This window comes from Pseudomonas putida, assembly GCF_001636055.1.
GTDB lineage: Bacteria > Pseudomonadota > Gammaproteobacteria > Pseudomonadales > Pseudomonadaceae > Aquipseudomonas > Aquipseudomonas machongensis.
Genome location: NZ_CP011789.1, coordinates 2181638 through 2201967, shown reverse-complemented (window position 1 = coordinate 2201967; position 20330 = coordinate 2181638). Strand labels below are relative to the sequence as shown.

At 64.6% G+C, this 20330-nt stretch carries 17 protein-coding genes and 2 pseudogenes; 10 read left to right on the top strand and 9 right to left on the bottom strand.

Going from position 1 to position 20330, the window contains the following annotated elements:
- Nucleotides 1-12: 12 nt before the first annotated feature.
- Together AB688_RS10000 and AB688_RS09995 are read right to left on the bottom strand one after the other, a co-directional pair.
- Nucleotides 13-1726, bottom strand: a pseudogene (locus AB688_RS10000) (DEAD/DEAH box helicase).
- Between the two features lie 381 nt (nucleotides 1727-2107).
- Nucleotides 2108-2863, bottom strand: coding sequence for a spermidine synthase (locus AB688_RS09995; protein ID WP_063543798.1), 756 nt, complete (start codon nucleotides 2861-2863; stop codon nucleotides 2108-2110).
- 117 nt (nucleotides 2864-2980) lie between these two features.
- On the opposite strand from AB688_RS09995, the gene AB688_RS09990 reads away from it, so the two are divergent.
- Nucleotides 2981-4327: a class II 3-deoxy-7-phosphoheptulonate synthase gene (locus AB688_RS09990; RefSeq protein ID WP_054893253.1), complete on the top strand. Its 1347-nt coding sequence runs from the start codon at nucleotides 2981-2983 to the stop codon at nucleotides 4325-4327.
- Here AB688_RS09990 and AB688_RS09985 read toward each other — a convergent pair.
- A pseudogene (locus tag AB688_RS09985) lies at nucleotides 4308-5252 on the bottom strand (winged helix-turn-helix domain-containing protein); the annotation flags it as partial. The gene AB688_RS09990 and the pseudogene AB688_RS09985 overlap by 20 nt on opposite strands.
- Nucleotides 5253-5404: 152 nt before the next feature.
- Between AB688_RS09985 and AB688_RS09980 the strand changes: the two are divergent.
- Nucleotides 5405-5821, top strand: coding sequence for a Spy/CpxP family protein refolding chaperone (locus AB688_RS09980; RefSeq protein ID WP_054893255.1), 417 nt, complete (start codon nucleotides 5405-5407; stop codon nucleotides 5819-5821).
- 69 nt (nucleotides 5822-5890) lie between these two features.
- Nucleotides 5891-7222 carry a sensor histidine kinase gene (locus AB688_RS09975; RefSeq protein ID WP_063543796.1) on the top strand — a complete coding sequence of 444 codons (1332 nt, stop codon included), beginning with the start codon at nucleotides 5891-5893 and terminating at the stop codon, nucleotides 7220-7222.
- A gap of 60 nt (nucleotides 7223-7282) precedes the next feature.
- Here AB688_RS09975 and AB688_RS09970 read toward each other — a convergent pair whose 3' ends face one another.
- Nucleotides 7283-7840, bottom strand: a complete 558-nt coding sequence (locus AB688_RS09970) for an NAD(P)H nitroreductase (RefSeq protein ID WP_054893256.1) — start codon at nucleotides 7838-7840, stop codon at nucleotides 7283-7285.
- 178 nt (nucleotides 7841-8018) lie between these two features.
- On the opposite strand from AB688_RS09970, the gene AB688_RS09965 reads away from it, so the two are divergent.
- Complete coding sequence (locus tag AB688_RS09965) at nucleotides 8019-9473, top strand: TrkH family potassium uptake protein (RefSeq protein ID WP_063543794.1); 1455 nt, start codon at nucleotides 8019-8021, stop codon at nucleotides 9471-9473.
- Here the strand turns inward: AB688_RS09965 and AB688_RS09960 are convergent.
- Nucleotides 9430-10485 (bottom strand): AraC family transcriptional regulator, encoded by a 1056-nt coding sequence (locus tag AB688_RS09960; protein ID WP_054893258.1) that lies wholly within the window; start codon nucleotides 10483-10485, stop codon nucleotides 9430-9432. The two genes, AB688_RS09965 and AB688_RS09960, sit on opposite strands and share 44 nt — an antisense overlap.
- A 154-nt stretch (nucleotides 10486-10639) precedes the next feature.
- On the opposite strand from AB688_RS09960, the gene AB688_RS09955 reads away from it, so the two are divergent.
- Complete coding sequence (locus AB688_RS09955; protein WP_054893259.1) at nucleotides 10640-10951, top strand: DUF962 domain-containing protein; 312 nt, start codon at nucleotides 10640-10642, stop codon at nucleotides 10949-10951.
- Between the two features lie 21 nt (nucleotides 10952-10972).
- Here the strand turns inward: AB688_RS09955 and AB688_RS09950 are convergent, their stop codons facing one another.
- Nucleotides 10973-11785: a UDP-2,3-diacylglucosamine diphosphatase gene (locus tag AB688_RS09950; protein ID WP_063543792.1), complete on the bottom strand. Its 813-nt coding sequence runs from the start codon at nucleotides 11783-11785 to the stop codon at nucleotides 10973-10975.
- Nucleotides 11786-11958: 173 nt separating this feature from the next.
- Here AB688_RS09950 and AB688_RS09945 point away from each other — a divergent pair, with 173 nt between their 5' ends.
- Both AB688_RS09945 and AB688_RS09940 read left to right on the top strand, forming a co-directional pair.
- Nucleotides 11959-12720, top strand: coding sequence for a helix-turn-helix transcriptional regulator (locus tag AB688_RS09945; RefSeq protein ID WP_063543790.1), 762 nt, complete (start codon nucleotides 11959-11961; stop codon nucleotides 12718-12720).
- Nucleotides 12721-12834: 114 nt separating this feature from the next.
- Complete coding sequence (locus tag AB688_RS09940) at nucleotides 12835-13725, top strand: DMT family transporter (protein ID WP_063543788.1); 891 nt, start codon at nucleotides 12835-12837, stop codon at nucleotides 13723-13725.
- Here AB688_RS09940 and AB688_RS09935 read toward each other — a convergent pair whose 3' ends face one another.
- On the bottom strand, nucleotides 13726-14007 hold the full coding sequence (locus AB688_RS09935; RefSeq protein ID WP_063543786.1) for a SelT/SelW/SelH family protein: 282 nt from the start codon (nucleotides 14005-14007) through the stop codon (nucleotides 13726-13728).
- Between the two features lie 68 nt (nucleotides 14008-14075).
- On the opposite strand from AB688_RS09935, the gene AB688_RS09930 reads away from it, so the two are divergent.
- Entirely contained in the window at nucleotides 14076-16262 is a 2187-nt protein-coding gene (locus tag AB688_RS09930) for a patatin-like phospholipase family protein (protein ID WP_063543784.1), read from the top strand.
- 83 nt (nucleotides 16263-16345) lie between these two features.
- Here the strand turns inward: AB688_RS09930 and AB688_RS09925 are convergent, their stop codons facing one another.
- Together AB688_RS09925 and recQ are read right to left on the bottom strand one after the other, a co-directional pair.
- Entirely contained in the window at nucleotides 16346-16783 is a 438-nt protein-coding gene (locus AB688_RS09925; protein ID WP_054893265.1) for a MarR family transcriptional regulator, read from the bottom strand.
- Nucleotides 16784-16963: 180 nt separating this feature from the next.
- Nucleotides 16964-19111, bottom strand: coding sequence for a DNA helicase RecQ (recQ, locus tag AB688_RS09920; protein ID WP_063543782.1), 2148 nt, complete (start codon nucleotides 19109-19111; stop codon nucleotides 16964-16966).
- Between the two features lie 243 nt (nucleotides 19112-19354).
- Between recQ and AB688_RS09915 the strand changes: the two genes are divergently transcribed.
- Nucleotides 19355-19942, top strand: a complete 588-nt coding sequence (locus AB688_RS09915; RefSeq protein WP_054893267.1) for a YecA family protein — start codon at nucleotides 19355-19357, stop codon at nucleotides 19940-19942.
- A gap of 9 nt (nucleotides 19943-19951) precedes the next feature.
- Complete coding sequence (locus tag AB688_RS09910; protein ID WP_054893322.1) at nucleotides 19952-20314, top strand: YbaN family protein; 363 nt, start codon at nucleotides 19952-19954, stop codon at nucleotides 20312-20314.
- Nucleotides 20315-20330 lie beyond the last annotated feature (16 nt).

Sequence of the window (20330 nt, the reverse complement as noted above, 5' to 3'; positions counted from 1 at the left end):
TTGCTGCAGGACTCAGTCCTCGCGATAGCGGCGCAGCTTCAGTTGCTTGCCGGCCACGCGGGTGTCCTTGAGCTTGGACAGCAGACGCTCCAGGCCCTCTTCCGGCAGCTCGACCAGGCTGAAGCTGTCGCGCACCTGGATGCGACCGATAGCGTCACGGGCCAGGCCGCCTTCATTGAGGATCGCACCCAACAGGTTCTTGGCGGCGATACCATCACGGGCACCCAGGGCGGTACGGCAACGCACGCGGCCTTCGGCCAGCGGCATCGGCGCGCGACGCTCGCGGTCACCGCGCTCGCTGCGCTCACCACGATCACTGCGCTCGCCGGTGCGCTCACGCGGCGTGTAGGTCGGCACCAGCGGTTGCTCGCGCTCGACGGCAGCCAGGTCCAGCGGCTGGCCATTGGTGGCCTTGCGCAGCAACGCAGCAGACAGCGCGCGAGCCGAGCAGCCCAGGTCGGCGGTCAGGCGGTCGAACAGCTCACCATGGGTGGCCTCAGCTTCAGCCACCAGCGGTGCGAGGCTTGCGGTCAGCTTCTTGATACGCGCATCCAGCACGGCCTGTGGGCCAGGCAGACGAGCCTCGGCAACCTTCTGCCCGGTAACACGCTCGATCACCTGCAGCATGCGACGCTCACGCGGCGTCACCAGCAGCAGTGCGCGGCCATCGCGACCAGCACGACCGGTACGGCCGATACGGTGTACGTAGGATTCCGGATCGTATGGCATGTCCACGTTGAACACGTGGGTGATGCGCGGTACGTCCAGGCCACGGGCAGCGACGTCGGTAGCGACGACGATGTCCAGGCGACCGTCCTTGAGCGAGTCGATGACGCGCTCACGCTGGTTCTGGGCGATATCGCCGTTCAGCGCGGCAGCCTTGTAGCCCTTGGCTTCCAGCGCGGCGGCCAGGTCCAGGGTGGCTTGCTTGGTACGCACGAAGGCGATCAGCGCGTCGAATTCCTCGACTTCCAGCAGACGCAGCACAGCCGGGATCTTCTGGTCGGCGTGGACCATCAGGTGGGCCTGCTCGATCGCGGTGACGGTCTGGGTCTTGCTCTGGATCTTGACGTGCTTGGGCTCGCGCAGGTGACGCTCGGCGATCGAACGGATCGACGACGGCAGGGTCGCGGAGAACAGCACGGTCTGGCGGGTGGCAGGGATGGCGTCGAAGATCACTTCGAGGTCGTCCATGAAGCCCAGCTTGAGCATTTCGTCGGCTTCGTCGAGTACCAGGTACTGAACGGTGGACAGCACCTTCTCGTCACGACGCAGGTGGTCGCACAGACGGCCAGGCGTGGCGACGACGATCTGCGCACCGTTACGGATGGCACGCAGTTGTGGGCCCATCGGGGCACCACCGTACACAGCCACCACGTTAACGCCCGGCATCTGCTTGGCGTAGGTTTCGAAAGCGGTGGCTACTTGCAGCGCCAACTCACGGGTTGGCGCCAGGATCAGGGCTTGCGGTTCGCGCTTGCTCACGTCGATCTTGTTGAGGATCGGCAGGGCGAAGGCAGCGGTCTTGCCGGTGCCAGTCTGCGCCTGGCCGATCATGTCATGACCGGCGAGGATGATCGGGATCGACTGTTGCTGGATGGCCGACGGCTCTTCATAGCCGGTGGCCAGAACGGCGGCAACGATGTTCGGATGAAGATCGAGAGCGGCGAATCCGCCGGTTTCCTGGGTCATGGGTCTGCCTCTATGTGCATCCGCAAAGACCCATGCTCCAAAGCTGCACATGCCTTGAAAGACCCGGAGGTCACCCAGGCAGCTTTGGCGGCGGGGATTTGCGAAAACGATTGAAAAAGAATTACGTGGGAAAGGTCCGCCTAGCGGACGTGCAGCCGAAGCTGGACTCGGAGGGTTTGCACCACCTGATTTTGAGGTCCGCTAAAAGACCGGCGCGTACTATATACGAATTCGCGTTGATCTGTGAGAACTTTTTCACAGGCAGTGGCCATTATAAGGCCATCATTTAATCGAAAACTGAAACGTTTTTTCACGAGCGGCGGCGACTGCTTCGCGGGTAAACCCGCTCCCACAGGGGCAGCGCTGTCCCTGTGGGAGCGGGTTTACCCGCGAAAGGTACACCGCAGCTTTACGATCAGCTCGCCGGCCGAACTTCGCGAATCAGGTAGTCCAGCGAATAGCCCAGCCGCGCTGCCAACGCCTCGGCCCGCGCCCGCAACCCCTCCAGATCCAGTGCCTGCTCCAGATCCGCCGGCACCAGCAGGATCACGTTGCCCTCCTTCACCGGCAGCTCCCAGTAATGCCGGTGATACAACCCACGCAACAATGCCGCACCCAAAGGCCGACCATCGTCGCCGGCCCACTGGTTGATCACCAGCCAGCCTCCCGGATTGAGCTGCTGCTGGCACTGCTCCAGAAAGCCCCAGGCCAGATGGCCTACGCCCGGGCCATGATCGGTATAGAGATCGACGAAGATCAGGTCGGCCTTTTCAGCCGTGGGCAGCAGTTCCAGGGCATCGCCAACGCGCACGTACAAGCGCGGATCATCGTCGAGCCCCATGTATTCCATGGCCAGACGCGGCACGTCCGGGCGCAGCTCGATGGCCTCGACATCCTCCAGCGGCAGGAACTTCAAGCAGGCCTGGGTCAGGGTACCGGCCCCCAGCCCCAGGAACAGCGCGCTCTCCGGCTGCGGATGGCAGAGTGCACCGACCAGCATTGCACGCGTGTAGTCGTACTCCAGCCAACTGGGGTCGGCGGTGAAGGTACAGCTCTGCTCGATGGCGTCACCGAATTCGAGGAAGCGATAGTCCTCGACCTCGTACACACTGATGACCCCGAAGGCATCTTCCACCCGGGCCAGCAGCCGTTCTTCCCGCTCCGTCGCCATCGCCTGCCACCTGCACACACAAAAACCGGCATTGTCCGCCAATGCCTGCGGTGCAACAAGCGCGCTGCCAACTGTTACCATGGCAGGTACGCCTGAACCGACCACATCGAGCCCGTGATGAACCGACCCTGGACCCCCGACAGCTGGCGCGCCCTGCCGATCCAGCAACAACCGACCTACCCCGACGCCGCTCACCTGCTCAAGGTCGAGCAGACCCTGGCCAGCTACCCGCCGCTGGTGTTCGCCGGCGAAGCCCGCGAGTTGCGCCGCCAGTTCGCCGAGGTCACCCAGGGCCGCGCCTTCCTGCTGCAAGGTGGCGACTGCGCCGAGAGTTTCGCCGAGTTCTCCGCCGCGAAGATCCGCGACACCTTCAAGGTGCTGCTGCAGATGGCCATCGTCATGACCTTCGCCGCTGGCTGCCCGGTGGTGAAGGTCGGGCGCATGGCCGGGCAGTTCGCCAAACCGCGCTCGGCCAACGACGAAACCATCGGCCAGGTCACCCTGCCCGCCTACCGCGGCGACATCGTCAATGGTATCGGCTTCGACGCCGCCAGCCGCGTCCCCGACCCTGAGCGCCTGCTGCAGGCCTACCACCAGGCCACCGCCAGCCTCAACCTGCTGCGCGCCTTCGCCCAGGGCGGCTTCGCCGACCTGCACCAGGTGCACAAGTGGAACCTGGATTTCATCGCCAACTCGGCGCTGGCCGACAAATACCATCAGCTTGCTGATCGCATCGACGAGACCCTGGCCTTCATGCGTGCCTGTGGCCTGGACAGCGCACCGCAACTGCGCGAGACCAGCTTCTTCACCGCCCACGAGGCGCTGCTGCTCAACTACGAGGAAGCCTTCGTACGCCGCGACAGCCTGACGGGGGACTACTACGACTGCTCGGCGCACATGCTGTGGATCGGCGACCGCACCCGCCAGCTCGACGGTGCCCACGTGGAGTTCCTGCGGGGCGTGCACAACCCGATCGGGGTCAAGGTCGGCCCAAGCATGAACACCGAGGATCTGATCCGCCTGATCGACGTGCTCAACCCGGACAACGACCCCGGCCGCCTTAACCTGATCGTGCGCATGGGGGCGAACAAGGTCGGCGATCACCTGCCCGGGCTGATCCGCGCCGTCGAGCGCGAGGGGCGCCAGGTGCTGTGGAGCTCCGACCCGATGCACGGCAACACCATCAAGGCCAGCAGTGGCTACAAGACCCGCGATTTCGCGCAGATCCTCGACGAAGTGCGGCAGTTCTTCCAGGTGCACCAGGCCGAAGGCAGCCACGCCGGGGGTATCCACATCGAGATGACCGGGCAGAATGTCACCGAATGCATCGGCGGCGCCCGACCGATCACCGAAGATGGCCTGTCGGACCGCTACCACACCCATTGCGACCCCCGGATGAACGCCGATCAATCACTGGAACTGGCCTTCCTGATCGCCGAAACCCTCAAGCAGGTGCGTCGCTGAGGGCCTGACGCAACGGCCCTGCCGACTCGCGCGCGCAATCCAGGCGCACCCGCTCCAGGCCCAGCCACCCCGCCAGCCGTTCCAGACTGCGGGCCAGGGCCTGGAAGCCCTCTTCATCCAGTCCCTGGACCTCCTCATGCACGGCATGCACCGCCAGCTCACCGCGTGCTCGCTCTGCACGCAGGTCCAGGCGCGCGGCGATACGGCCGTCGTGCAGGAACGGCAACACGTAGTAGCCATAAACCCGCTTGTGCGCCGGGGTGTAGATCTCCAAACGGTAGCGAAAGTCGAACAGCCGCTCGGTACGGGCCCGCTCCCAGACCAACGAATCGAACGGCGAAAGCAAGGCACTGGCCTCCACTCGCCGGGGAATGCGCGGCGTGCCGGCGCAGTACGCCGGCTGCTTCCAGCCCTGCACCGTGCAGTGTTGCAAGCGACCCTCGGCGAGCAGTTGCGCCAGGGCAGCCCGCGCCTGCGCAGGCGTGAGCCTGAAATAGTCGCGCAGGTCTTGCTCGGTCGCCACGCCCAAGGCCGTGGCGGCTTGCAGCAACAGTCCTTGCTGGGCTTCGCTGTCGGATAGCTCGGGCTGATCGAGGATCGCCGCCGGCAGCACGCGCTCCGGCAGGTCGTACAGGCGCTCGAACCCGCGGCGCCCGGCGACGGTGACCCGCCCGGCAGCGAACAGCCACTCCAGGGCATGCTTCTCCTCGCTCCAGTCCCACCATGGGCCGGCGCGCTCTTGCCGGGTCGACAGGCTTCCGGCGCCCAAGGCGCCCTGGTCACGCACCGCAGCCAGCACGCGGGAAATGACATCCTGACGCTCGCGGCCGAACTGCGCCAACTGCCGGTAGATACCCTCGCCCTGTTGCGCCCGCGCCATGCGCCAACGCATCAGCGGATAGAGCGACAGCGGCAGCAAGGCTGAAGGTCACGGCAAGAGCTCCACGGCAAGTCGGGTCACAGTGTAGCGCCATGACCGTCTTTACCCAGCCTTTACCCTGCCCTGACCGCCCTTGACCTTGATCTCCCTAGACTGGGCTCATCCGGTAACCACCGGCCTCAGAAAGGAGAAACACCATGCGCAAGACCCTTATCGCCCTGATGTTCGCCGCAGCCCTGCCGACCGTAGCCATGGCCATGCCAGACGGCGGCCCACGCGGTGACGGCCCGCATCACCGCGGTGACGCGCCTTTCGCGCAGCTTGACCTGACCCGTGACCAGCGCCAGCAGATCGGCAAGTTGATGGGCGAGCAGATGAAGCAGCGCCGCGACGTCACCGAACGCTACCTGGCCAAGCTGCCGGCAGCGGACCAGAAAGCCATGCAGGACGAGATCAAGGCCGGTCACGACAAGACCCAGAGCCAGATCCGTGCCCTGCTCAAGCCAGAGCAACAGAAGCAGTTCGACGAACTGCAGAGCAAACGCGCGGCAGACAAGGCTGAATGGCAGCAGTTCCAGGCCTGGAAAGCTGAAAAAGCCGCCAAGGCCCAGTAAGCTGTCCGACCGGTGCCCGGCTCGCGGTAATGCGGGCCGGGCCTTTCTCGTGTGTGGGAGGTACTCGTCTTGCGTTCATTGTTCTGGCGCATCCTGGCCAGTTTCTGGCTGGCCATCGCCCTGGTTGCGGGCCTGTCGATCCTGCTTGGCCACATGCTCAACCAGGACGCCTGGATTCTCAGCCGCCACCCGGGCCTGAACACCCTGGCCAGCCGCTGGGTACAGCACTATGAACAGGAAGGCCTGGAGGCATCGCAGCGCTTTCTGGAACGACGCAAGCAGCGCTACAAGATCGACGTCCAGGTGCTCGACGACAGCGGCGATGCCGTGGTACCCGGAACCTTCCCGCGTCGCGCCGAAGATTTCGAGCGACGCCAGCACAACGACGAGCGGCGCCTGCCCTGGCGCCGCCTCACCGAGGAGTACACCAGCCCTGCCACAGGCGAAACCTACCTGCTGATCTACCGCATCCCCCACCCGGAGCTGATGGCCTGGCACCGTGAAAGCCTGATCTGGCCGCTCAGCGCCCTGGGAATCGCCCTGGTGGTGCTGACCTTGTTCAGCTTGCTGGTGACCCTCTCGATCACCCGCCCTCTCAGCCGCCTGCGCGGTGCGGTGCACGACCTGGGCCAGACCAGCTACCAGCAGAACAGCCTGGCGCGACTGGCGGTACGCCGCGACGAGTTCGGCGTCCTGGCCAACGACTTCAACAAGATGGGCGCCCGCCTGCAAAGCCTGATCGGCAGCCAGCGCCAATTGCTCCGTGACGTATCCCACGAACTGCGCTCGCCGCTGGCGCGCCTGCGCATCGCCCTGGCCCTGGCCGAACGCGCCGAGCCCGAACAGCGCCAGGCCCTCTGGCCGCGCCTGACCCGCGAGTGCGACCGACTGGAAGACCTGATCAGCGAAATCCTGGTGCTCGCCAGGGTCGATGCCGAGCAGGCGCATGCCGAGCCCGTCGATCTCAACGCACTGCTCGGCAGCGTGCGCAAGGATGCCCAGCTCAGCGTGCCGGAACAGGAAGTACGCCTGGAGGCCGAGCCAGGGCTGACCCTGCAGGGCTGGCCGACCTTGCTGGAGCGGGCGGTGGACAACCTGGTGCGCAATGCGCTGCGCTTCAGCCCGGCAGGACAGCCCATCGAGATTCGCGCCAGCCGCGAGCAGGAACACCTGCTGCTGAGCGTGCGCGACCACGGCCCCGGTGTGGCGCCAGAACACCTTGCGCAGCTGGGTGAGCCGTTCTTCCGCGCGCCGGGGCAGGACGCGCCGGGCCACGGGCTTGGCCTGGCGATCGCCCGGCGCGCGGCCGAGCGACATGGCGGGACGCTGGTGCTGGAGAATCATCCGCAGGGGGGCTTTGTCGCGCGGCTGGAGCTGCCGGTGGCCCAGGCAACGGCTTGAACGTGCAAGAGCCGACTGGGCCCGCGCTTGGGCTGCGCAGCAGCCCAACACCCCCTCCGATCACTCGCCCCAGGCGCTGACGAACTCGGCCGTCTCCAGCACTGGCGGGGTACGCGGCTCATTGATCGGCGTGCCCAGGTACAGGTAACCGATCAGTTCTTCGTTCTCGGCCAGGCCCAGGCCTTTGTTCACATGGGCATCGAACGCCATGTCGCCGGTGCGCCACACCGCGCCGATCCCCTGGGCATGTGCCGCAATCAGAATGCCGTGGGCAGCGCAGCCTGCCGCCAGGCGCTGCTCCGACTTCGGCACCTTGAAGTGATCCTGTAGACGGGCAATGACCACAATCAGCAAGGGCGCGCGCAGCGGCATGGCCCGGGCCTTGTCCAGTGCCGCCTGGCTGGCATCGCCTTTGGCCTGCACGGCTTCGGCGAACAGCTCGCCGAGCTTCTCGCGCCCCTGCCCTTCGATGGTCAGAAAACGCCACGGCCGCAGCTGGCCGTGGTCCGGCGCACGCAGCGCCGCCTGGAACAACCCCTCGCGTTGGGCGGCATTGGGCGCGGGTTCAGTCAGGCGTGGCACGGAAACACGGTTGAGCAATGCGTCGAGAGCCTCCATCGGCTACCCTCCTGGCAGAAGAAATGTGACGTCATTCTAAAGGACCTCGCGCACATGTGGAGTCGACTTGCCCGCGATCGCGATCAAAAGACCGCACCCCCACCGCCGGGCACACGTTTACATCCGGCGACCCACAGGTAGAATGGCGCCCTTTCCGTTTCGAGTCAGAGCAGATCACATGGCGTTGCCGACCTTAAGGATCATTGGTTTCATCATCGGCATCTTCCTGATCACCCTGGCGGTGAGCATGGTCGTGCCCATGGCGACCCTGCTGATCTTCGAGCGCACCGGCGACCTGCCGTCGTTCCTCTGGTCGAGCCTGATCACCTTCATCGCAGGCCTGGCGATGGTCCTGCCGGGCCGCCCGGAACACGTGCACCTGCGCCCCCGCGACATGTACCTGCTGACCGTCAGCAGTTGGCTGGTGGTCTGCGTGTTCGCCGCCCTGCCCTTCCTGCTGACCCAGCACATCAGCTACACCGACGCCTTCTTCGAAAGCATGTCCGGCATCACCGCCACCGGCTCCACGGTGCTCAGCGGCCTGGACAACATGTCGCCGGGCATCCTCATGTGGCGCTCGATGCTGCACTGGCTCGGCGGTATCGGCTTCATCGGCATGGCGGTCGCGATCCTGCCGTTGCTGCGCATCGGTGGCATGCGCCTGTTCCAGACCGAGTCCTCGGACCGTTCGGAAAAGGTCATGCCGCGCTCGCATATGGTCGCCAAGTTCATCGTCGCGGTGTACGTCGGCATCACCGTACTCGGCAGCCTGGCGTTCTGGTGGGCGGGGATGAGCCCCTTCGACGCGATCAACCACGCCATGTCGGCGATTTCCACCGGCGGTTTCTCCACCTCCGACCTGTCGCTGGCCAAGTGGGACATTCCTGCGGTGCACTGGGTCGCGGTGGTGGTGATGATCCTTGGCAGCGTGCCCTTCACCCTTTACGTGGCCACCCTGCGCGGCAATCGCCGGGCGCTGATCCGCGACCAGCAGGTACAGGGGCTGCTCGGGTTGCTGGTCGCCACCTGGGTCGTGCTCGGCACCTGGTATTGGGCCACCACCGACCTGCACTGGCTCGACGCCTTCCGCCACGTGGCACTGAACGTCACCTCGGTGGTCACCACCACCGGATTCGCCCTGGGCGACTACAGCCTGTGGGGCAACTTCTCGCTGATGCTGTTCTTCTATCTCGGCTTCATCGGCGGCTGCTCCGGCTCGACCGCCGGTGGCATCAAGATTTTCCGCTTCCAGGTCGCGTACATCCTGCTCAAGGCCAGCCTCAACCAGCTGATCCACCCGCGCGCAGTGATCAAGCAGAAATACAATGGTCACCGCCTCGACGAAGAAATCGTGCGCTCGATCCTGACCTTCTCGTTCTTCTTCGCCGTGACCATCTGCGTCATCGCCCTGTTGCTGTCGCTGCTGGGTGTGGACTGGATGACCGCCCTGACCGGCGCGGCCAGTACCGTTTCCGGCGTGGGGCCGGGCCTGGGCGAGGTGATCGGCCCGGCCGGCAACTTCGCCAGCCTGCCGGATGCCGCCAAGTGGATTCTCGCCGGCGGCATGCTGCTCGGCCGCCTGGAGATCATCACGGTGCTGGTGTTGTGCATGCCTGCGTTCTGGCGTCACTGACCACTGACGCCTCCAGGCGCGCGCGGTACTCGCTGGGCGTGACGTCGAACCAGCGGCGGAAGGCCCGGTAGAAATTGCTCGGATCGGCAAAGCCCAGCAGATAAGCGGTTTCCAGCAGGGTCATGCCTGGCTGCGCCAGGTATTGCTCGGCCAGCTCGCGCCGGGTGTCGTCCAGCAGGGTCTGGAAACTGGTGCCTTCCTCCTGCAAGCGCCGCTGCAGCGTGCGCTGGGACAGGTGCAAGGCCTGGGCAACGGTTTCGCGCTTGGGTTCGCCCTGGGGCAGGATACGGCACAGGGTCTGGCGCACCCGATGGGTGACGCGACTTTCCGAGAAGCGCGCCAGGTATTCGCCCGCAAAACGGTCATGGAGAATTGCCATCGCTTCGTTGGCGGTGGGCAGCGGCGCTTCCATGTCGGCTCGCTCGAGCACCAGCGCATCGTGGGGAGCCCCAAACACCAGTGGCGCGCGGAACGCGACCCGATAAGGCTCGACATTCCTGGGTTGCGGCCCCTGGATCAGCACCCGGCGCGGCTGTACCGGACGACCACTGAGCCAGCTGCACAGCGACAGCGCGCAGGCCAGCGAGGCTTCCGAGCTGTGCCGGGTCGGCGGCAGGTGATCACCGTGGACGGTAAGAATCAGCGAATAGCCCTCAGGCCCGAGACGAAAGCTCAGGTCGGAGCTTTCGGCGATGATCCGCTGATAACGCACCAGCCGCTCGAAACCTTCGGCCAGCGTACGGCTGGACATCAGCGCATAGCCGACCACGTGGAAGGACGCCGGCCGCACCACTCGCGCCATGTTCAGGCCAATGGCCTCGTTTCCCGACAGCTCCACCGCCAACTGCCAGAGGCGGGTCATGGCGTCCTGGGGGAAGCGTGCATCCGGATCGTCCAGGGCGGCGAAATCCAGCCCGAGCTGCTTGAACATGGCACGGCAGTCGAGCCCTTCCAGCTCGAGCGCCTTGACGATCCCTGATGCCCAGCTGGCTGACGTGGTTCTTTCACTCATGACAGATTTCTTGTGCTGACCGCTCCAGCGGTGAATCAAAAGGATAGTCAATTGGCGCCAATTGTCACTGGTAGCCACTCCCGGTGACTCTAGACTCGAAACAGGCTCCACGCCGTGTATCCTGAACAAAAACGCACCTGCGGGAACACAGCCCATGAACAGCACAGCGCAGTTTCGCAGTTTTGCCGAGTTCTACCCCTACTACCTTGGCGAACACGCCAACCCTACTTGCCGACGCCTGCACTTCGTCGGCACCAGCCTGGTCATCGCCCTGCTGGCCTACACCATTGGCAGCGGCAACTGGCTGCTATTGCTGGCCATACCGTTCGCCGGGTACGGCTTCGCCTGGGTCGGACACTTCTTTTTCGAGAAGAACCGACCGGCCACCTTCACGTATCCGCTGTATAGCCTGATTGGTGATTTCGCGATGTTCCGCGATATCTTGCGAGGCAAGATCAGTCTTTGAGAGGCCTGCGGCCGCGCCGTACTATGCCGGCGCGCGCAATGCAGCGAGACGCTCGGTCTCCCGCGCCTGGGCATCGGCCAGACGGTACAGTTCGATGTGGCCGTCCCAGTGCTCGATCAACGCCGTGCACGATTCCACCCAGTCTCCGCAGTTGAGGTACTCGACCTCGCCCACCTTGCGGATCTCGGCGTGGTGAATATGCCCACACACCACGCCCTGGAACCCCCGGCGTGTGCACTCATGGGCAATCGCATCCTCGAAGTCGCTGATGAAATTCACCGCACCCTTGACCTTGTGCTTGAGGTACGCCGACAACGACCAGTAGCCATACCCGTAGCGGGCACGCCAATGGTTGAGCCAACGATTGAGCACCAGGGTGAATTCATAGGCACGGTCGCCCAGAAACGCCAACCAGCGGTGATAGCGGGTGATCACATCGAACTGGTCACCGTGCACCACCAGCAGGCGCCGACCATCGGCGGTAAGGTGCTCGGCCTCGTCGACCAGTTGGATATTGCCCAGGATCAGCTTCGAATAACGGCGCAGGAACTCGTCGTGGTTACCGGTGACGTAGATCACCTCGGTACCGCGCTTGCTCATGGTCAACAGGCGACGAATCACATTGGTATGGGCTTGCGGCCAATAGATACCGCTACGCAGCTTCCAGCCGTCGATGATGTCGCCGACCAGGTAGACGCGGTCGGCCTGGTAGCCCTTGAGAAACTGCGACAAGTGCTCGGCCTGGCAATCCCGGGTGCCCAAGTGCACATCGGAGATCCACAGGGTGCGCACCCGCTGCTTGCGTGACGGACGGACAAGTTCGGCATGTGTCATGGGGCGGCCTCCGGCGCTGTTTGCAGGAGACTGGCAGGTGCGCATGACAGATCGGTGGCAGTCGTGTGACGAGTGGTCGGGCGCGGATTGCGCATTTTTTACCTTTCGCGGCTAAAACCGCTCCCCCTGCGCGGCACTGCGATACACTGCTCCCCTGCCCCAAGGATGCTCCCATGGTCGGTCCGATCCTGTCCCTGCGCCATTACCGCGACGAGTTGCTCGCCCATAGTCACGAACACCCGCAACTGGTGTTCGGCCTGCGTGGGCACCTCGATTTCGAAGTACAGGGCCGAGGCACGCGCATCGACCGCCAGGGGCTCATCGTGGTCCCCGCCGGTTTTCACCACACCTGCGCCAGCGACGCGGGCAGCCACTGCCTGGTGCTGGATATTCCAGGCGAGCATTGGCTGCGCGAGCAGATGGGCGGCCACGCCGAGGCCAGCCACCGCCTGCTCGAACGCCCAGCGGCGCTGCTGCTCGACGGCCGCCAGCAGCAACTGGTGGATTGGCTCGCAGCGAGCGCGGTGGACGATCCGCTGATCAGCCGCCAAGGCGCACTCCTGCTGCTGGCCAGCCTGAACACCGCCGCCGCCCCCACCACGCCCAGCAAACGCCTGCCCTACGCAGCCTTCGATGCACATATCGAGCGTCATGCCGCACACCCTCTGCAAGTCGCCGACCTGGCAAGGCTGGCCGGTTTGTCAGGTGCTCGCCTGCACGCACGCTTCGTCGAGGAATGCGGCATGACACCGATGGACTACATCCGCCAGCGGCGTTTGCTCAAGGCGCGGCAACTGATCGTCCTTACCTCGCTGCCGATGGGCGAAATCGCCGCACAGGTGGGTTACAGCTCGCAGAGTGCGTTTTCGGCGGCGATATTGCGGGCGTTCGGCCTTACGCCGCTGGCGCTGCGACGAGAGTCTGGCGACAACTGACGCCAGGATGACGACAGAATCTGTTTTCCCCCGGCTCTACACTGTGCCTGTGCCAGCCTGTGGGTATGGTCTACCCGCGCAAGTGCCAGCAAAGATCTCGAGCAAGGACTCACCATGAACCACCGTACTGCCCTCGGCGCCCTGCACATCGGCGCGCTGTTCTTCGGCCTCACCGGCGTCTTCGGCAAACTGGCCGCCAGTGCCACGCCCTCGATCATCGTCTTTGGCCGCGCACTCTTCGCGGTGCTGGCCCTGGCCCTGTTCGCCGGCCTCGCCCGCAAGGGCTGGCAGCGACTCAGGGCCCAGGACCTGGGGCGCCTGCTGCTTGGCGGCATATTGCTGGCCGGGCACTGGGTGAGCTTCTTCATCGCCGTGCGTGTCGGCGGCGTTGCCATCGCTACCCTCGGCTTTGCCAGCTTTCCAGCGTTCACCGTGATCCTCGAAGGCGTGCTGTTCCGCGAGCGCATCCGTCGCAACGAAGCCCTGCTGGTACTGCTGGTAAGCATCGGCCTGGTGCTGGTCACCCCGGCGTTCAACCTGGCCAGCGAGGCCACGGGCGGCCTGCTCTGGGCCTTGCTTTCGGGCCTGCTGTTCTCGCTGCTGTCGCTGACCAATCGAGCCGGCTCCGGCCGCGTGCCTGCGGTACAGGCTGCGCTGTGCCAGAACCTGGTGGTCGGTGTGTGCCTCCTGCCCTTCGCCTTGCCGGGGCTCGGCGCGGTGAAGCCCATGGACTGGCTCTGGATCGCCCTGCTCGGCATCTTCTGCACCGGGGTGGCGCACAGCCTGTTCGTCGCCAGCCTGGCAGTGATCAAGGCCCGCACCGCCTCGGTGGTGTTCGGCATGGAACCGGTCTACGGTATCGCCGTGGCCTGGATGGTGTTCGCCGAGACGCCCACCCTGCGCATGCTCGCTGGCGGGGCGCTGATCATCTTTGCCATCGTGCTGTCCAGCCGCCTGTCTGCCGAGCCACCGCCAAGGAGGGAACGCCTGGCCGAAGGTGCATGATCAACGGTCGTTGTGGCCCAGGTCTCGCTGCGGGTCGATCTGGTCACGCACCCGCTGCTTGAGCACCTTGGCCTCGGGGAAGCCACCATCGAGCTTGCGCTCCCAGATCTGCGCGCCGTCGCAGGTGATGCGAAACACCCCACCGGTACCCGGTTCCAGGGACACTCGGGCAAGATCGTCGCTAAAGGTGCTGAGCAGCTCCTGAGCCAGCCAGGCAGCACGCAGCAGCCATTGGCACTGCGTGCAATACGTGATGACAACTTCTGGCTTGGTATCGGCCATGTGGAGACAGTTCCTGGTGAGTGAGCCGCTTATACTAGCGGTCTTTGCCCATCGCGTTGAGACTCACAATGCATCATCTGCTGTTATGCCTGTTGCTGGCGCTCACCTCGTTCACCGCCCTGGCCGTGGAGCCGCCTCGGCCCAAGGTCGGCCTGGTGCTGTCGGGGGGTGCTGCCCGCGGCCTTGCGCATATCGGCGTGCTCAAGGCCCTGGAGGAACAAGGCGTGCACATCGACGCCATCGCCGGGACCAGCATGGGCGCGGTGGTTGGCGGCCTGTATGCCTCCGGCTACAGCATCGAGGAGCTCGAACACCTGGCCCGTACCCTCGACTGGCAGCAGGCACTTTCCGACGCACCGCCGCGCAAGGATGTGCCGTTTCGCCGCAAGCAGGACGACCGCGATTTCCTGGTCAAGCAGAAGCTGAGCTTTCGCGATGACGGCAGCCTTGGCTTGCCGCTGGGGGTGATACAGGGCCAGAACCTGTCATTGCTGCTGGAAAGCAAGCTGGCCCACACCGCTGACATTCGTGACTTCGACAAACTGCCGATCCCGTTCCGCGCCGTTGCCACCGACATCGCCAGCGGTGAGAAGGTGGTGTTCCGCCGTGGTCACCTGCCTCAGGTGGTGCGCGCCAGCATGTCGATTCCGGCAGTGTTCGCCCCGGTCGAGCTCGATGGGCGCCTGCTGGTGGACGGTGGCATGGTCGACAACATCCCGCTGGATGTGGTGCGCGAAATGGGCGTGGACATGGCTATCGTCGTCGATATCGGCACCCCGCTGCGCAGCCGCAAGCAACTGGCCACGGTCGTGGACGTGCTCAACCAGTCGATCACCCTGATGACCCGGCGCAACTCCGAGGAGCAACTGGCCAGCCTGCACCGCGACGACATCCTGGTACAGCCAGCACTGGCAGCCTTTGGCGTGACCGACTTCGGCCGTGCCCAGGACATGATCGACGCCGGCTACCGCGCCACCCGCGCCCTCGACGCACGCCTGGCGGTGCTGCGCCAGGCTGGCGGCGACAGCCAGTTGGCCGTGGCCCGCTCTGCGCAACAGCGCACGCCCATCATCACGGCGATCAAGGTGGAGAACGATTCAAAGGTCAGCGATGACGTGATCCGCTACTACATCCGCCAGCCCCTGGGCGAGCCGCTGGAGCTGGAGCGCTTGCAAACCGATATGGGTACCCTCTACGGCCTGGACTACTTCGACCGGGTGCAGTACCGCGTGGTGCACAAGGGCGAGGAAAACACGCTGGTGATCAACGCCCGGGGTAAACGCGGCGGTACCGACTACCTGCGCCTGGGCCTGAACCTGTCCGATGACATGCGCGGCGACAGTGCCTTCAATCTGGGTGCCAGCTATCGGATGAACGGCATCAATCGCCTGGGCGCTGAATGGCTGACCCGGGCACAGATCGGCGATCAGCAGGAGCTCTACAGCGAGTTCTACCAGCCGCTGGACGTCGGCTCGCGCTACTTCGTCGCCCCGTACCTGTCGCTCGGCTCGCAGAACATCGAAGCGACCCTGGACAACGACCCGGTGGCCGAGTACCGCCTGGAACGCTACGGCTTTGGTCTGAACCTGGGTCGACAGATCGGCACCTACGGTGAAGTACGCCTGGGCGTAGGCAAGGCCTGGGGTGAGGCTGAAGTGCGCATCGGCGACCAGGACCTGCCAAAGGTCAGCTTCAATGAAGGCTTCTACGAACTGAAATACTCCTTCGACACCCTCGACAACGTGTACTTCCCCCACAGCGGCGAAGACATCGGCCTGACCTTGCGCAAGTACGACCGCTCGCTGGACTCGGACAGCGACTACCGACAGTGGCAGTTCAACATCGACAAGGCGTTGAGCTACGGGCCGAACACCTGGGTATTCGGCGGCCGCTATGGCCGCACCCTGGACGATACCGAGGTGGTGACCTCCAGCTTCGTGCTTGGCGGCGCTCGGCAGCTATCGGGCTTTCGCCAGGACTCGGTGTCGGGGCAGAACATCAGCCTGATGCGCGTGGTCTACTACCGTCGCCTGACTCCCCGCGCCTACCTGCCGCTGGACTTCCCGCTGTACCTGGGCGGGTCGCTGGAGCGTGGCCGCGCCTGGAACAACGACAACGAGTTCGACAGTGGCTATATCAACGCCGCGAGCATCTTCCTCGGGCTGGACACGCCGCTTGGGCCGCTGAACATCAGTTATGGCGCCAACACCGAGCACCAGAAGGCGGTGTACCTGAATCTGGGACACACCTTCTAGAGCGTACGAAGGCGCGACATAAAAAAACGGATAGGGCGTGAGCCACTATCCGTTTTCTTGTACCGCCAAGCGTGGTGCGGGGGTCAGGACTTCTCGAGATTGCCCAGAATCTTCGCGTGCACACGCATGCACACCTCCAGATCCGCCTCATCAACGCCCGTGAAGAGTTCGGCGCGAAGGGCATTGGCAATGGTTTCGATCTGATCGATGAGCGGTTTTGCAGGCGGGCACAACAGGATCTTCTTCGCCCGCCGATCCTCCATGACCGCTTGGCGCCGTACCAGCCCCTGACTTTCCAGGCTGTCGAGCAGACGCGCCAGGGTCGGGCCTTCGACGCCGACACTCTGCGCCAGCTCGCGCTGGGTCGGCGATTCGTCGAAACGGGCCAGGTGCAGCAGCACCAGCCAGCGGGCCTGGGACAGGTTCAGCCCAGCCAGGCGGCGGTCCAGTTCGGCGCGCCAGCCCCGGGACATCTGGGCCAGCTGCATGCCGAAGCGGTGTTGGTTGTCGGTCAGGGGCATAAGCAACTCGATCGATAGAACTAATTATTAGTCAGCTAATCATGCCCCGGGGTATCAGGCAAGGCTCGACGAGTGGGAAAGGTCCGATAATCGACAAAAAGAATGACAAAGGTCAGCAATGGCCGGGATACCCGGCGTTGTCAGCGGCACCCTACGCTTGCGGCAACAGGCACTGCTGCCTCAAAGCTCGAACTCCGCCGCCAGCGCCGCCCGCACGCAATACAGCACCCCTTCCGGCACGCGTTGGCCAAACTGCGGAGCGATGGCCGAAACCGGCGGCAGTTCACCCTCCCCGTCGAGGAATGCGTCCTGCACCTCCATCATCAATTCTTCTGGCAAGTCCAGCGCCTGCTCCAGGCTCAGCTCCTGGCGCCCGATGGCCTCGGCCAAGAGGTTGTAGACGTTCTTCTCGCTGCAGTTCAACTGCCCGGCGATCTGCGCCGGAGTCATCCCAGCGCGGGCCAGGCTGACCAGTTCATGCCGCAGGTCGAGCACCACCTTCGGCGCCTCCTCGGTGCCGCCGGCGCCGTTGAGTACTTCCAGGAACGCCTGGCCATAGCGCTCCAGCTTGCGCGCGCCCACGCCGCTGACCTGGGCCATGTCGCTGAGACTGGTGGGCTGGCTGCGCAGCATCTCGAGCAACGTCGAATCGGGGAAGATGACATAGGGCGGCACGCTGTGCTCCTCCGCCAGCTTGCGGCGCAGTGTGCGCAGCGCTTCCCACAGCTCGCGCTCTTCGGCACGCACCAACTGGCTGGCTGGGCTGCCGCCGCCACTGCCCGAGGACTTGGCCACGGTCTGCGGCTTGAGATCGCGGCGCAATTGCAGGTTCACTTCGCCGCGCAGCAGTGGCCGGCAGGTGTCGGACAGACGCAGGCCGCCATAACCCTCGAGGTCGATGTCCACCAGGCCGCGGGCAACCAGCTGACGGAACAGCGACCGCCATTCGTGCTCGCCCAACGCCTTCCCGACCCCGAACACCGACAGTTTCTCGTGACCGAAATTGCGTACCTTCTCGGTATCCTTGCCCAGCAGGACATCGACCAGATGGCCGACCCCATAGCGCTGGCCAGTGCGAAACACGGCTGACAGTGCCTGACGCGCGGGCTCGGTGGCATCCCAGGTCTGCACATTGTCGACGCAGTTGTCGCAATGGCCGCAGGGCTGCTCGAGCACCTCATCGAAGTAGGCCAGCAGCGACTGGCGCCGGCAGCGCGTCTCTTCGCACAGCGCCAGCATCGCGTCGAGCTTATGTTGTTCGATACGCTTGTGACGCTCATCGCCTTCGGAGTTCTGCAGCATCTGCTTGAGCATCACCATGTCCTGCAGGCCATAGGCCATCCAGGCATCGGAAGGCAGGCCATCACGCCCGGCCCGACCGGTTTCCTGGTAGTAGGCCTCTAGCGACTTGGGCAGGTCCAGGTGAGCGACGAAACGCACGTTGGGCTTGTCGATGCCCATGCCGAACGCGATGGTGGCCACCATGATCAGCCCTTCCTCGTTGAGGAAGCGGTGCTGGTTGGCCGAGCGGGTCTCTGCTGCCAGGCCGGCGTGATAGGGCAGCGCCGGGAATCCCTGCTCGCAGAGGAAGGCGGCGGTTTCATCGACTTTCTTGCGCGACAGGCAGTAGACGATGCCGGCGTTGCCGCGCCGCTCGCCGAGAAACGCCATCAGTTGCTTGCGTGGCGACTCCTTGGGCACGATGCGATAGAAGATGTTGGGCCGGTCGAAGCTCGATAAGAAACGCTCCGCGCCCTGCAGGTGCAGGCGCTGGACGATTTCCTCACGGGTGCGCATGTCGGCGGTGGCGGTCAGGGCAATACGCGGCACGTGCGGGAACAGTTCGGCAAGCTGGCCCAGTTGCAGGTACTCGGGGCGGAAATCATGCCCCCATTGCGACACGCAATGCGCTTCGTCGATGGCGAACAGCGAGATGTCCAGGTCGCGCAGGAACTCCAGCATGCGTGGCTGCACCAGGCGTTCAGGCGCCAGGTACAGCATCTTCACCTCACCGCGGCGCAGGCGCCCAGCCAGGTCGCGCTGCTGCTCGGGGCTGAGCGTCGAGTTCAGCGCGGCCGCGGCCACCCCCAGCTCGTCGAGCGTGGCGACCTGGTCGTCCATCAACGCGATCAGCGGCGACACCACCACGGTCAGGCCCGGACGCAGCAGGCCTGGCACCTGGAAACACAGCGACTTGCCACCACCGGTGGGCATCAGGACCAGTGCATCGCCCCCGTTGGCCACGCATTCGATGATCGCCGCCTGGCGACCTCGGAAGCTGTCGTAGCCGAAGATATCCTTGAGGACGCGCTGAGCCTGTTCGAGCATTTGCCACTCCAAATCGCCGTACCATCCTGGACACAGGCTGGACGATAAATCCGCCGCGCGCACACCGAATGCGTAAGCGGTTTTTGCCGGGCTGCGCAGAAACGCCAGCTGGCTTGAAAAACCGCGGAGTATACCCGACTGCCCTGCTCTGCGGCAGGCTACGGTGACAGACGTTCCCTTTGCCCCGCCAAGGCTGCAAGGTGCTAGAATTCACTATCGTTTATTCCCCAAGGTAGCCCTGTAATGTCCTTCGCCGAGCAACTGACCCGCCTGCAAGCCTTCCTCGACGCCGACGAGCTGCACGAGGAAGCACTGGACTACGTCGCCGCACACGGCTACCTGACCGCGTTGTCGATCTGTGCCGAGGACGTCCCCGAGCGCGAATGGATCGACGCGCTTTTCGCCGAAGAACCTCACTACGCCAGCGAAGCCCAGCGCACCGAGATCGAAGCGACGCTGGTGGCCCTCAAGGGCCACATCGCTCGCCAGCTGGCCAGCGACGAAGAGTTCGACCTGCCTTGCGAGCTGGACCTGACCGACGAGCCGGACGATTCCGACCTGCGCGGCTGGTGCATCGGCTTCATGGAAGGCGTGTTCCTGCGTGAAGAGGCCTGGTTCGAGAACGCCGAAGAGGAAGTCAGCGAAATGCTGCTGCCGATCATGGTTGGCTCGGGCCTGTTCGACGAGCAACCTGAGTTCGCCGACATCGCCAGCAACGCCAACCTGCAGGACGACATGGTCGTGCAGATTCCCGAGGCACTCAGCGCGCTGTTCCTGCTGCTGCACGCGCCGGACGAAAAACCAGCCCTGCTCAAGCCGCGCCACCACTGATTCGCAGTGGTGCGCTACCTGCTGCTGGCCGTCGGCTGGCTCAGTGTCGCGCTGGGGGTGCTGGGGATCTTCCTGCCGGTGTTGCCCACCACCCCTTTCCTGCTGCTGGCGGCGGCCTGTTTCGCCCGCAGCTCACCACGATTCCACGACTGGTTGGTGAACCACCCCAGGCTCGGACCGTGGATTCGCGACTACCTCAACGGCGACGGTATCCCGCTCAAGGGCAAGGTCTACGCCATCGGCCTGATGTGGGCGAGCATCGGGCTGTCGTGCTATCTGGTGCCGCTGTTCTGGGCCAGGGCCTTCATGCTCACCAGTGCCGTACTGGTCACCCTCTACATCCTCAAGCAGAAGACCCTGCGCCTGCCCTGAACACGCGCCTACAGAA